General features: G+C 45.2%; 17 protein-coding genes. All 17 read right to left on the reverse strand.

Annotated elements, in window-relative coordinates:
• Window positions 1-17 precede the first annotated feature (17 nt).
• The 17 genes from ACWYVB_RS00715 to ACWYVB_RS00795 all read right to left on the reverse strand — a co-directional run bounded on the left by ACWYVB_RS00715 (window position 18) and on the right by ACWYVB_RS00795 (window position 13,109).
• Window positions 18-1,496: a CesT family type III secretion system chaperone gene (locus tag ACWYVB_RS00715; RefSeq protein ID WP_457527563.1), complete on the reverse strand. Its 1,479-nt coding sequence runs from the start codon at window positions 1,494-1,496 to the stop codon at window positions 18-20.
• A gap of 9 nt (window positions 1,497-1,505) precedes the next feature.
• Window positions 1,506-1,964: a CesT family type III secretion system chaperone gene (locus ACWYVB_RS00720; RefSeq protein ID WP_005395137.1), complete on the reverse strand. Its 459-nt coding sequence runs from the start codon at window positions 1,962-1,964 to the stop codon at window positions 1,506-1,508.
• Between the two features lie 230 nt (window positions 1,965-2,194).
• A complete protein-coding gene (gene vopR / locus ACWYVB_RS00725; protein WP_203342387.1) occupies window positions 2,195-3,172 on the reverse strand; it encodes a type III secretion system effector VopR in 978 nt (325 codons plus the stop codon).
• Between the two features lie 10 nt (window positions 3,173-3,182).
• Window positions 3,183-3,629 (reverse strand): type III secretion system chaperone, encoded by a 447-nt coding sequence (locus tag ACWYVB_RS00730; protein ID WP_031780449.1) that lies wholly within the window; start codon window positions 3,627-3,629, stop codon window positions 3,183-3,185.
• A gap of 264 nt (window positions 3,630-3,893) precedes the next feature.
• Window positions 3,894-5,057 (reverse strand): VopS family T3SS effector adenosine monophosphate-protein transferase, encoded by a 1,164-nt coding sequence (locus ACWYVB_RS00735; RefSeq protein WP_395186582.1) that lies wholly within the window; start codon window positions 5,055-5,057, stop codon window positions 3,894-3,896.
• Window positions 5,058-5,060: 3 nt separating this feature from the next.
• Window positions 5,061-5,546 (reverse strand): CesT family type III secretion system chaperone, encoded by a 486-nt coding sequence (locus ACWYVB_RS00740; RefSeq protein WP_254048144.1) that lies wholly within the window; start codon window positions 5,544-5,546, stop codon window positions 5,061-5,063.
• Window positions 5,547-5,677: 131 nt separating this feature from the next.
• Window positions 5,678-6,316, reverse strand: coding sequence for an HrpE/YscL family type III secretion apparatus protein (locus tag ACWYVB_RS00745; RefSeq protein ID WP_006741524.1), 639 nt, complete (start codon window positions 6,314-6,316; stop codon window positions 5,678-5,680).
• On the reverse strand, window positions 6,295-6,960 hold the full coding sequence (gene vscK / locus ACWYVB_RS00750) for a SctK family type III secretion system sorting platform protein VscK (protein WP_457527567.1): 666 nt from the start codon (window positions 6,958-6,960) through the stop codon (window positions 6,295-6,297). Before vscK ends, ACWYVB_RS00745 begins: the two co-directional genes overlap by 22 nt.
• Complete coding sequence (sctJ, locus tag ACWYVB_RS00755; RefSeq protein WP_086012989.1) at window positions 6,953-7,699, reverse strand: type III secretion system inner membrane ring lipoprotein SctJ; 747 nt, start codon at window positions 7,697-7,699, stop codon at window positions 6,953-6,955. Before sctJ ends, vscK begins: the two co-directional genes overlap by 8 nt.
• Window positions 7,699-8,043 carry a SctI family type III secretion system inner rod subunit VscI gene (gene vscI, locus ACWYVB_RS00760; RefSeq protein ID WP_005377202.1) on the reverse strand — a complete coding sequence of 115 codons (345 nt, stop codon included), beginning with the start codon at window positions 8,041-8,043 and terminating at the stop codon, window positions 7,699-7,701. Before vscI ends, sctJ begins: the two co-directional genes overlap by 1 nt.
• Before the next feature lie 8 nt (window positions 8,044-8,051).
• Entirely contained in the window at window positions 8,052-8,687 is a 636-nt protein-coding gene (locus tag ACWYVB_RS00765; protein WP_104971781.1) for a YopR family T3SS polymerization control protein, read from the reverse strand.
• Window positions 8,684-9,043: a YscG family type III secretion system chaperone gene (locus ACWYVB_RS00770; protein ID WP_047009830.1), complete on the reverse strand. Its 360-nt coding sequence runs from the start codon at window positions 9,041-9,043 to the stop codon at window positions 8,684-8,686. Before ACWYVB_RS00770 ends, ACWYVB_RS00765 begins: the two co-directional genes overlap by 4 nt.
• Before the next feature lie 3 nt (window positions 9,044-9,046).
• On the reverse strand, window positions 9,047-9,295 hold the full coding sequence (gene sctF / locus ACWYVB_RS00775; protein ID WP_047009831.1) for a type III secretion system needle filament subunit SctF: 249 nt from the start codon (window positions 9,293-9,295) through the stop codon (window positions 9,047-9,049).
• A 17-nt stretch (window positions 9,296-9,312) separates the two neighbouring features.
• Window positions 9,313-9,516, reverse strand: coding sequence for an EscE/YscE/SsaE family type III secretion system needle protein co-chaperone (locus ACWYVB_RS00780; RefSeq protein ID WP_012841766.1), 204 nt, complete (start codon window positions 9,514-9,516; stop codon window positions 9,313-9,315).
• The gene (gene sctD / locus ACWYVB_RS00785; protein WP_012841765.1) at window positions 9,503-10,804 is read right to left on the reverse strand and encodes a type III secretion system inner membrane ring subunit SctD; all 1,302 of its coding nucleotides are present in this window, start codon (window positions 10,802-10,804) and stop codon (window positions 9,503-9,505) included. The genes ACWYVB_RS00780 and sctD overlap by 14 nt, the downstream gene beginning before the upstream one ends.
• Window positions 10,805-10,809: 5 nt before the next feature.
• The gene (sctC, locus tag ACWYVB_RS00790; RefSeq protein ID WP_282451017.1) at window positions 10,810-12,684 is read right to left on the reverse strand and encodes a type III secretion system outer membrane ring subunit SctC; all 1,875 of its coding nucleotides are present in this window, start codon (window positions 12,682-12,684) and stop codon (window positions 10,810-10,812) included.
• Window positions 12,681-13,109: a YscB family type III secretion system chaperone gene (locus ACWYVB_RS00795; RefSeq protein ID WP_074191269.1), complete on the reverse strand. Its 429-nt coding sequence runs from the start codon at window positions 13,107-13,109 to the stop codon at window positions 12,681-12,683. The genes sctC and ACWYVB_RS00795 overlap by 4 nt, the downstream gene beginning before the upstream one ends.

Consider the following 13,109-nt stretch of genomic DNA (forward strand, 5'->3'; position numbering starts at 1 on the left):
TGCTCCCTTACTTTCAATTAAACCCAACCTTCCGCTAAGTACATCAGTCGCAATTGACTTGGTGAGCCCAGTTTATCTAATGCATCCAACTGAGCGTCACTCAGGTTTGGGCATTTATCAAGGTATACTCGTCCATTTTCTGCATCAAGTGGCAGTTTGTAAGTCAGCTTTTCATTGATTTGACTCGCCTCACCTTTATCGATCGCTCGAACTGCAGGCATGAGCCAATCCCAATCTTCGCCCAATAGCTTTTTAAACGCACTATGAGCAGTTGCCTCAGTTTTACTTGGCGCATCTTCTGGACTTAGCTTCAAGATAGAATCAACGTCAGGGACTAAGTGTTCACCTGGCTCTGAGCCCAACATCTTTTTCAACGTTAAGCGAGCAGCTTCCATCTCTTGTGCTTCTTTAGGCGCTTGAGGTGATGTCATCGCCGTGTTCTCTTTAGGGCCAAGGTACGCCATCAATGCGCGTACAGAAGCTGGATCTTGCATGCTGAAGGTAAAGTCTCCTTTGGCATTAGAAACTTCAAGCCTTGGTAAAACACCAGACATCTCACCTTGCATGAGTTGTTCTTTGACTTCTGTATTTAGTCCGTATGCTCCAGCTTGGTTCGCAACAAAACCACCACCACTGATGATGCCGGTCGTGGCAGCCGAACCAATGGCTTCTTTTGCTATCGGCGTAACACCCGCTGTCGCTACAGAGCTCACACCAAAAGTACCCAAGCTCCCTGTCGCCATGGCCAATGTTGCCCCAACTGCACCTTCAGCTGATAACATTGCATGACCTTGAGCCAATGTTTGTTGCATCGGCATAGAGAGACGTTGGTCTCGCCCTGGAAGCTGCGAAATTTGCTCCAGCTGATGGTGGTAAGCTTCAGCATCGCCATTGACTGCCGCTTTGTGCAGCTCACGTCCTGTTGAAATTAATAGCCCTACGCCAGGCAAAGCTAGGTTGATGACAGCATTAACGCCAGAACCTTTCAGTTTCTCTTTGCCCATCTGTAACAGTTCGGCACCAAAACCATCCATTTTCCCCGGGTACTGAGCCTCTAAACTCACCTGCATACGCGGATCTTTGCTGATCGCGTCAAACGTATTTTTAAGCTGCTGGTACGTATCGCTGCTCACCTTGACTTCATCCAACAAGCTGACAACTTCTAAGATTTTGCGCTCAGTAAGCGGCTCACCGCGATAACCAGAAGGACTCACTAGGGAGTAAGCCAACAGCGCAACCTCAGGTTTTTCTTGCTTAAGTAGCGCCTGCTTTAAATCAAGGTGAGTTTTGATGTTTTCTTGGAAAAACTTAGTGTATTTGCTTCTCAACACGCCTTCGTGGATAGAAGCAAACTTGTGACCTTTGTGGAACGTTGAAGGTTCTTTTACCTCACCTCTTTTACTGATCACTCGGTCATCTTTTTGCGCAGCGACTGCACGAAACTGTTCTAGATCAGGTACTGGGCTTTGGCTGATTTTTTGCGTTGTATTGACCATTTTTCTCTCCTACACACGAAGTGATTGAACATGAGCTTGTTCATGATTAGGGGTGGTTGGAATCGCTTGATCCAACATTGCAAAACGCGCTTGCCACAATTCAGTCTGTTCAATAACCTCATGAAACCAAGCAGTAAGATTCGTCGTGTTTAGGTGCTCAACGGGTTTACGTCCCGCTAAGACAAGCTGTCGACCATTTGGGGCTAAAGCAAGTGCCAGGCTGCCACTACCGATGCCCTGATAATTAGCATGAGCAAGAAGCTCTAAACCTTTTAGTCTTTGTTCGCCCGACTTTTCTAATCCTCCGAACGTCACGGACAACATTAAGTCATCCGTATCTGTCGCGATGAAATACAGCATGTAGCGGTCGTCGACCAGTAGCTGACAACGTTCATTGTCTTCAAAATTCAGTTCGGGTAACTCATTGAGTTGGCAAAACTCCAAGAGCAGTTGTTGAATCGTGTTCATAACTTTTTCCTTTTGTTTCAATAACTCTATTGAACAACGATTGCAGATTGAACGATGTCGGTAATGGCTTTATTTTTGTCACTTTCTCGTCTTCATTGTGAGGTTTTCCGCAGAAATCTCGCTGTAAAAATGAGTTGCCAGAGTAATAAAAAAGAGCAGCTCAGGGCTGCTCTTTCAATAAAGGTTAGAAGATTAGTATTATGTGTTTGCTCACTTCTTTTGCAGAGCGACTAACCCAGTTTATGGCTATCAAAAATGACTTCTGTTGGCGGGAACATATTCGAAACTGGTGGTCGTTGCGCATCTCCAAACATTGGTGCACCGAATGCGGATGTTGCCCAAGGGTCAACAATTTTCACATCCTTACTCCATGTTGATGGATCTTTGATATCACTCCCCTCTTGTCGACCAACCAGTACATAAAGGTGTGTACCTGAATGACCCTTTTTAAACGCAACCACTTCGACTTTAGGCTCACCTTCAGGTGTGCCTGACATGCCTTGAATCATCTCCGCAGCGGCAGCAAAGGCAAATGTAGTACAGCAGCCGGCTTTCGCGTTTTGTACTGCCTTAGCAATGTTCTGTAGAGTGCTTAATTGCGGTGCGGTTCCTCTTTGTGCTGCAGCTTGAACTCCGTTTGCGGACATAGTCGCTCGTTGATCTTGCATGATTCGCGCTTGATTCGCGTGAAGCGCTTCTAGTCTAGGCTTTCCTTTGGTTTCATAAAACTGCGAACCTTTTACACCAAATGTATTTAAGTCTGTACAGGCAAAATCACCAAGCTTTTGAAGGTTAGCTTTATGTTCGTTGATCAGCGCTACACTCGATGAGGTTTTATTCGCTTTAGAAGAAGAGGCCGCCGTTTGCGGGGCTGGCCAATGTGAGCTCGGACCAGACGACAATCTCTCAAGATTTTTCAGGCTACCAAGCGTTAACTTGTTTTCACCGTTCAACACATTTTGCAGCATCAGCTTCGCAACGTCTTTAGGAATGCCCTGCTTCGTGAGCAGATTCACCACAATGTCTTTCGCTTTATTCTGGTGGCTAATACGCGCGCTGACGCTTTTGTTTTTAGGCGCCCCTTCTTTAACAAAAATATCTTTGCCATTATGCGCTCGAACCTCTTTATCGTCAGCTTGATTTTGTGTCGCCAAATGGGACGTTAACTGACTCAACGAATGCATGTGTGATGTATTAATATTGACCATGTTTGATGCCTTAAACCTGAATAAATGCGTGTACGTCTGTTTGGCTAAAATCTACGACCGTATTGTTCTGAAATAACTGAGCCCAAGTATCCACTAGCTCATTCAGTTGAATCATCAAATTAGCGATGTTGGTGAGTTCACTTTCGGCCGCAATGGCAACCTGAAGAACCACATCTTTAGTGGTTGGATTAACGCAAAACTGCACACCGCCGGTTTCTCGATATAAGAAGTTGTATTCAAGTAAAACTTGAAGTTTGTCTAACGTAATATCCTCTTGTTCTATGTGCAGGTTTTTAGAAATCAACAACTCGCCTTTTTCTTCCACGAGCAGAACATCGACACTGTTATTTTCAGCAAAATGCAGTGACCACATTTGATCGTCATACGCTGTCACGCGCTCAAGGTTCAGCACTTCTCCCAATTCAGAGAGAAGCATATTAATCTTTCCTGTATCCATGTTGTGTCCTGTCTAATTTAATATACCTAAGTAGCCTCGAAATATCTGATGCAGCGAGACGACTTGGGTATAACGGCTTATTTAAATAAGCTCATAAGGATAAGAGCGATTTTATGGCGTGATAGACACAGGAGCTTTATTTAAACGTCTCAATTTTATTGCTATTAGCCGTTTTAGCGAGGTAGAAAAATGAAGAGTAAGTTGGATAAAGAAATAAGAAAAGAGCGGCAATCGCCGCTCTAAAATTTGAATAGAAGAGAAAGATTACTTGATACCGTGAAGGCTGTTCTCTGCGTTCATAGCTAAAGGATTGAATGAGTCGTTACGAAGTTCTGCTATCGCGTATAGCATGCGTCCCATGCGACCGTTTCCATCGGTGAACCCGTGATACCCAATGACTCCTGCAAACAAGTGTTTACCCAGATCTTTATCCGCCACTGGGTTTTCTTTCAAAAATCCTTCAATGTGCTGCTTTAGCATCCCCTCACCGCCAATACTTGAAGGCAAAGTACCACCCGAAATATTTGGCCCTCGGTAGTCACGTTCAACATCAGGTACCAATCGAGCGTGTAGCTCTTTTAAGTTGTCCATATTCAATAAGTCTTTACCATTAGACGCGTACTCTTTAAGTAAAGACGTAATGTTTTCGGCATCGTTTCCTTTAGAGTTAGAAGCATTAATGATCCACGCCGCAGCTCGTTCGACATTATCGGTGACGCCACTTTTGTTAAACGCGTCCTCTGCCAGTCCTTCAGCGTATACACCTTGGCTTAGATCGGTGCTTGCTAGACCTTCGATATGGCGTTGCGCCGATTTAAGATGCATCACCTCCATATCAAACACCGCTTGCATTTGATTGATGCTACCTGCTGGATTTTTTTGCGCTGCAGACACACCACCGCCGTAGTCTTTTACTACACGTCCAGCAAGCGACTTCGCTGCACTTTCTCCAATCAGTGATGTGAGGTTTTTACCAGAGTCGGTTTCTAACATTGCCTCTGTCATTGCTCGCTCCGCTAACTGGTTTAGCTCAGCAGAGTGCGATTGGACCGTTTTGCTATCCAATTTTGCGAATGCATTTAATACATCTGATGCGGTTTTTATGTTTCCATCTTTGAAGAACATTTGTCCATGCTCAACAGAAGAAGCAGCTCGTAAACGCTGAGCTTGGCCTTGCTCATTATCAAATACGGCTTTTGTAAGGGCTTTCGCTACCGATTGTGGGCTACCTTCGCGAAACAGTTTTCCTGTCGCTTCAAAAAATCGCGCTACCGCACCATTCGTAGGATTGGTACGAGTAAATTCTTGGGTCGCTGCGTTGATTTGGTATTCTTTGCCACCAATACTCAGCTTGCCTTCGTTTAGTATCTCGTTGCGAGCTTGCGGCATGGCAGCCTGCAATGCGCTAACACTTCCAAAACTGATCATGTTTTAAACCCTTAATGTGGAAAAATGAGTAGTACTCGTTACCGGGACTTCGGTTGTTTTATTGGTTACTTTTTGCGTGTTCGCACTTTTTAGCCATTCGATGAAATTCGCTAATGATTCATCAAGAAAAGAAGCAGTTAACAGTTGCTGGTGCAGGTGTATGAAACCGATGTATCCCGTTTCTGCCTCCCAGAATACCGCTGGAGAGCCTTGCGTTAAGGCATCTTTCATATGTTGATGCAAAACATCATCACTCGGCTTATCGCCTGAAATCAGCCCAATAAGTGTCAGGCGATCTTCTTGTGCGCGAATTGTGATTGCTGTGTTTTGGTCAATGAGCAGATGACAACAATCATCCTCATCAAAAACCAGCGACTCCAGTTGGCAGCGGCTGGCAAAATCTGTCAGTAAAGAAGTTATAAATCCATTAGCCATTCGACTAAATAATCCTATTTTTGTTGTTTTAGAGGCGCTGCTTGGTTGCAACACTTATCACCTAAGCAGCTTTCTTAGGTGTATTCTTAAGGATTTATGGCAGTGAATATTTTAGAAATGGTCGGATTTTTTTTGTTTAAAGGCATTAAAATGAAAAAACTCAGCAAGTACTGAGTTTTTAAGATTTATTCATGAATCGTAATTTTACGCTCGCTGAGTTGCTTCACCATCGCTTGCTTTAATGCATGCAGCTGTCCATCAATACTGGCGTCAATGATCCCAACTTCTGTTTCCAAAATGCAGCCTCCATTTTTCAAGCGCGCATCTGCTACCACGTCAACGTAACCGACTTCAGGGTAATCACTCAATACACCAGCCACTTTTTCCCTCACATCAACAACCTGCTCTGGATGGACATGTAAAATCACCTGCTTTTGGTTGCTCACCAATTGCAACGCTTCTCGCACGACGCTCACCGTGGTATCGACATCATCAAAGGTATCGATGATCTTACGCACCGCTTCTAACACCACACCTGTCATTTTTTCTTCGACTTGCTGATAGTAGTCATTACAACGTGCTAAGGTTTCAACCATCGTTTGCGCATTTTCAATCTTAGCTTGTGCAAGGCCATCTTGATAACCACGTTGTTTTTCAGTTTCGTAGGCTTGTTGGGCATTAGCAATGATGCTTTCAGCTTTGGAGTTCGCGGCTTCAACTAAGTGTTGCGAATCCAGATAACTGGCATAATCTTTCGCTTTCAGCACCTTTAAGCCAGGTGCCAGCTGCAAGTTGTCTGTTTTTATTTCAACAAATGAAACCATTGGGGAATAACCTGTTTTGCGATTTTTTTTGTGAGTCGATACGCCAGATCTCGCTGATCTTTTGCCAACCAGCTAGCCATTTCCGTACTCTCGCTGAGCTGCTGTTCTAGTTTGAATTGCCAACGCAGGACAATGTCTTCTGGCGAGTTAACTAAAACAAAGCTTATCCAGGAGTACCCAAGCGCTTGCATTTTTGCTTCAATAGACCGCTCATCCAATGATTCTGGCAACGGATGTTGCCAACCTTGCGGCCAACTGGATAACAACATCGGCCCGTTTTGAATCAAGAACCGAGCGCCTTCCAATCCAAAGACGTTGTTCAGAACCTGTTTCGGATGTTTTAAAACAACGCCTCGCATTGCCACACAATGTAAAGCTCCGCCCACCATCAATACGAGTTGATTCAACGCATCCGCTGGGAGCAACGCCAAGCTATGGCAAGGTTTGTTAAAAGCCGTCTCTGGAACTGGAGATAACGCCCACTCATTTATGCACCATTGGTTAAACATGGGGTTATCTCTCCAACCTTCAATATTTAATAACCAAGGCTGTTTCTGTTCTATCCAACTTTTATGGATGTATTGGCAAGGCGCGTAGTTAAATTGATGTTGTACCTGCGCGAGTGGTGTTTCTGGTTTAACCACGCTTTGTGTTCCTGCGGCACCAAGTAAAAGTAGCGATATTTGAACCGATAAGCGCAGCTACCAAGAACACCAAAATGGCGATAAGATTATTCGCCGTCTCTTTGGTGACCTGAACCGACAAAATGCTTTTAAATTGATTGTTTTGAGTAGCAACTCGAACCTCTGATGAGGGTACCATCACTACGCTGATTCGATCGTAGTTCAACCCCTCAATACTATTGTTCACCAATAATTTGATCTGCGGAACATACGAATCAAGCGCAATATCCGCCGCGTGTTTAATAAACACAGAGGCAGATGCAGGCGTTGGACGCTCTCCTGGACGTAGATCTTGATCTTCCAAAACAACATGAACACGTGCCACCAGCACGCCATCAATCTGAGATAAGGTTGAAGAAAGTTCTTGAGATTTCGCGTACACCAAACGTGCTCGTTCTGCTAATGGCGACGAGATCAAATCGTCTTTGGGAAACACCTCTTTCAATGTAGAAAACTGCTCTCTTGGATACCCTTTTCGCTTCAGCGCGTCTACAGCGAAGGCGATTTGAGAACTGTCTACCATTAACTTGACGGTGTTGTCTTTGTCAGGTTCTTTTGTTGCAACGACACCTTCGGATAATAAGATCGACAACATCTCATTCCCCTCTTTCTGAGTTACGTTGGTGTACAGCTCGGTCTGACACCCCACCAGAAACAACGTGAGCATGATGAAAACCGCTCTCATTTTATTCATCATCACTATTGTGCCTTCAATAAGGTTTCTACATTTTGTGTGGTTTTACCCACGGTTTTCGCGATCAGCTCTTCTTGAAAAGTAATGCGCGTCAGTGCCCACTGCATTTGCAGTAATTGCGCCGGATCATCACCCACCATCTTCATGTTGTCTTGCAGGTTACTTTTCGCGTTATCGATAGTATTTTTTAACTCGCTGATGTTTTCGAGCAAACCGCCCTCCAAGCCATTATTCGCCTCGGGAACCGACATAGCTTGTTCGAAACGTTCACTTAAACCGTCCTCGACTTGTGCATCCTGCAACTTATCAATGTTGGTTTGCATCACCTCGGTGTACTGCGTGTTTATCATATGTACTCCTAAGACAAATCTAACTTGTGACTATGAGTCACGATGTTTTTCACCATCGCATTTTTTTGAATCATGAAGCTAAGCTCATCACGAACCATGTCCAGTGTTGATGCCATACCAGGTAACGACTTCAACTCAGCCCAGCAGTGCCACAAGGCTTGTTCTTTCTGGGCACCAAGTGGAAAATGCTGCGCCAACATTTCTTTAAGTGCTGCTTTATCGACAGGTGGCTCGGCAATAAGCTGGCCCGAAAAATCCCCTAGCAACTCCTGCTTCAACACCTTTAATAAATCGGCTTGCGGGTGTTCGGTGCCCTTTGCACTCTTCGCCTCATAAAAGGCGTACCACATTGCCTCTCGTTTAACTTGAGGATCGGAGAACGCTTCATTTAACGATGATAAGACGCTTTGTTTACTGACAACATCTGCGTCTTTTAGTGATTCATACCACGCTTTGATGTCCGCCAGTTTCGCTTCTGTTTTCTCTAACGTCTCTTTTGGAGAGGCGTGTGAGGCTTCCGCTTGCTTGGCATTACGCTCCATGAGCACATTCATCTTATCTTCATCGCTCCGCTCATAATGGCGCGACTCCGATTGGCGCAGAGGTTGAGGCTGAAGAGTTAGATTACTTGAATCAACGATCATCCAAGGTTCCTAATGTCCTGAGAAAAGCTTGCAGCAAATGCTTGGCTTTCTTCGCTTCCCTGTGATGCGAGTTCTACCCAACTTTCCGCTTTGCTCAATAAACCAGCTTTGGCGGAAGCAAGGGCCGCTAAACTGATCAGATCTGGATAGGCGTTGCAAAGTGGTTCGAGCAATTGATGAGCCTCTTCGTACAAGCCTTTATTCATGAGGCTCATTGCACGAATCATCACCACGGTCTCTTCAGAACCGGAGCTTGCTTCAAGGCCGTCCGCAATCGTGTTAGCTTCTTGATGACGATGCATACCGGTTGCCATCAGCGCGATTTCAGCCAGCAATTGGCGCATTTCTCGTTCCATGCTTTATACCTTCTGGAGAATCGACTGCATCACATCTTTAATCGCACGAGTGGTGGTCGCATTGATGTTGTAAACAACAGACCATTTGTTGATCGCGTGCTGAAGTTCAGCCAGCTTAGATGGATCATCGGCGTTTGTTTCTAGGTTCTTGATGGCTGTCGTCACTTCTGTGTTGGCATCTTTCGCTTGTTTTTCTAACTTAGTTTTAACATCATCAAGGTTTACACTGTTACTAGCATCGTAAAATGACATAAGACTTCCTCGTATTTTTAGTTCGCTTCGTATGATTCAACGACCGCATGTGCGGCGGTGTAAGCTTCATACTGTTTGAGTAGCAATTGGTACTGCTGTGGTGAGCACCCTAAATCCAACTGACGTTTCACCACCGCTTGTGCTTCTAAGAGCTTGCTCTTAATCTTGTGCACTTCCGCACCGTTTTTGTCGTTATTTAAAATTTGTTCAAGATTTGTCATTGTTCGTCTCGCCCTCGTATCCGAGTTCTATTGTTATCACCCGCCCACCTTTGACCAGCTCAATGCCAGCAGGCGTAACACTGGATATGCGGTAGCCTTGAGGCGTTCTTGCACCAACCATGTAACGAACGTTATCGGTCAGAATCACATATGGAACCTGACCAAAGTTAACGCTACGAAACGGGAAATCGATGTTGGTGCCTTTACTCACCTTAGGTATGGATTTCAAAACTAAATATGGTTTTTCACCATATTGTTCTCGGAAGTCTCGAGTCACACCGTAAAATCGAGTCGTTTCGATATCATCAAGTTCCCCGCGTACTTCGATGCGATCACCGCTGGTAACCAACTGGACTTTTTTCAGTAGCTCTGCATCCGTCAATAAGGCTTTTAGCGTATCCATGTAGGCACCCGCTCTTTGCAGTTCAACCTTCCACGCTACTAGGCCCGGTACGTCTCGCTCTAAAATTTGCTCAACTTGGTTCCAGCGGCTTGCATCATCGATATAACCCGTCAGTAACAGTGTGCCCGTCTCATCCCCATTTTCGACTTTCACCTGGTGATAGCCGAGGTTTCGCAAAATAAATCGAACCCCGCGACGGATTTCTTCCATCGTTCTTAAGTCACTTTTGTAATTGATACCTAGTACATCAATTCGACCAAGCAGATCGAGTTTCTGAGTTCGATCTTCAACATAGCCTTCCAAAACCGCTTGGCGTGCGGCGGCATTCCATTCCACACGAACGTCGCTAAGTTTGAGCTCGCCTAAGATGTTGCGCACCAAAACAATGGGTTCTGCTTCTGTGACAGTCTCATTATTGTTTCCGTTAGCTTGGCTGTACCACATACCAGCAAAAATGACACTCGGGACAAAACTACAAAGCAAGGCGATGAGCGTTGTTTTTTTCCAGCTAGAGCGTTGTACAGCAACAACAGGTGTATCCTGTTCGCTAGATTCGTCGCTGACGTTACTCACGATTAACGCATCTTCTGCGTACCCCAGTGCGAACTTCACAACGCCTACAGATACAACGGCATGGCGTGACAACTCGATCCCATCATCTTCAACAGAGATGTTTTCACCGTTAATATTTGCCTCTTTGCAGCCTCGTAAAATGACCGAGTCTTGCTGGCAAACCAACGTGAAATGGTTAGCTTCGACCCCAGCATCAGACAGCACGAGATCTGCGATAAAGTCGTCACTGCCAAGCACAAGAGCGCCCTCAGGTAAGGTGACTTCAACTCCGGAATGCACGCCTGATAAAATACGAATTTTCCATTGCTGCATCGCGGTTAAGGCTCCTCTGATGGACGCACACACTCACTTTGTGAGTCATCGCATTCCAATACTTTTACACGCCAACCCTTTTGCCCTGTCGGCAATTGGCACTGCGTCAATTGAGACGACTGTTGCTGTGACAATAAGTCTTGCTGATAGCGCTCTGCTTGAGTCTTTGATGTGCAGCTATACACTTCGACGACCGATTTAAATTCAGCACTGTTGTTGGAAATGTTGTTGAGCTTGCCAATGCTTGGTCGCAGATCGTACTCATTACCAATCAACACACTATCGCCAATACCATCCACAACGATTCGCGGTTCTAGAATAAACATGCGCACCGTGCGGCGTTTAGTGTTGGTATTACTTCTAAACAACGCACCTAAATATGGGATGTCTCCCAACAGTGGTACTTTACGTAACTGATGACTCACTTCATCTCGATAAACACCACCGATGAGCAAGCTCTGTCCTTGCTTCACCGTCGCCAAAGTACTGATTTCAGTTTTACGAACGGAAGGAAGGTCGTCGACACCACCATCGGTAATCTTTGCCCCGTCTTCGAGATGAAGGCTCAGATTGATTTCTGGTCGGGCAGCAAACCTGTCACCAACGATACGCGGGACAATTCTCAGTAACGTGCCATACGTGACCTCTTCCAGTGCTGCGGTCTCTTTACCAACCAGCTTGACGTAAAACGTGCTGCTGTTGTTCAGTACCGCTTCGACATTTTCTTGGGTTAGCAGTGTTGGTCTTGAAACCACTTGAGCACTGCCTTGAGATTCCAATAATCGGATTTGAGCCAACAGGTAATTCAGATTGGTTGAATCAAGCAAAGACTTAAAATTTTGTCCGCTGCCGAGAGTCACATCACCCGAACTCACATCCCCTGTTGTTTTGATATCAACAATTCGATTATTTCCGACAGACACTCCCGCTCGCCAATCCACGCCTAACTGACTTAAATCGTTGGCACTGATGTCGACAATCGATAATGCAACTTCAATTCTTGATTGCGGTTGGTCCAATTGAGCGACCAGTTTGCGATAGAGCGGTAATCGCGCTTGAGTATCACGAACAATAATCGCATTAAGGCCCGGCTCTGCTTCAACCGTTGCTCCGCCATGAACTGAGGCGGTTTTATTGCTTTTTACAGGCTTATCTGAACTGGTAACTTCTTTGTTCGACGCACTCGCCACTTGAGTTTGAACACCAGACACGACTCGCTTTAAAACCGACGCGATACCCGGAACCGTAATGGTCTGATCTCGATATGCAATTTCTCTATCCGTTGCAGAAGCGTACTTCAAAGGAATTATTTCAACGAATAACTCGTCGGTTGAATTCGATTTCTGCAGCAGGCGCGTTTCTAATGCTTCGGCCGTTTGTACAACTAAGTCGACATAACGTGGAGGACCTGCAAGATAAACCAACCCTTTACTTTCAGCGGCTCTCCACCCATAGCGCGAATCCCACACTCCAGTGGAAATTAACGTGCTTCGTAGCTCTCTGGCGGTCAATAATTCTAATTGGAGTAAACGTGAGCGCGTTTCTGTCGCCTTATAGACATGTAAGACGGCACCATCGAAATACCACATCAAGTTATAGACTTGCGATAAGTAGTCGAGGAACTCAGCCGGATCATCAGGAGTAAAACGTCCACTCACTCGATCATTAACTTTGTCACTCACCGAAACCGAAACGCGATAGTTTGCGCCAAAGTTATTCAACAACTCTTTTAATGAGTCGTTATCTGCATAGTATCGGAATGGTTGTTCGGGCCAGTGTAAGTCTGTTGCTTGTGCGAATCCCAACGGAGCAAAGCTCACAGCACACAACAGTATCTTTGTGGCAGCACGTCTGATGTTCGGAAAGACTTTTCGCATCATGGCAACCACACATTATGATTAATCGTGTGGTTCACGCGCTCTTGCTCCAATAATGCCATATAACGCTCACATAGATTAACGTGCTTGGAAAGCAAAGAAGAGAACAGCTCAATCGAACAGTCCTCGATCCTCACTTTGCTTTGTAAAATCAGCTGCTGATCATCATTCGCTGTTAGTACGCAGCCATCTTCACGGATTGTTTTTAATGAGAGCTGCATGCAACGTTGCAACGCTTGTTCTTGTTGATAATCTAGATGCTCTTTAAACTGGAAAGGTAAAGCCGCTTCCCATAAAAACCATGATGCGTGTTGTTTGATGGTCAGTGACAACTGATCAACCTCGATGTTGTAAGAGCCATTTTCTGAGGCAATAAAATCCCCTACCTTTAGCGTTTCCGCTAAAGATTTCATCATCTTATCTAACAT

The organism is Vibrio sp. JZG10 (assembly GCF_054064075.1).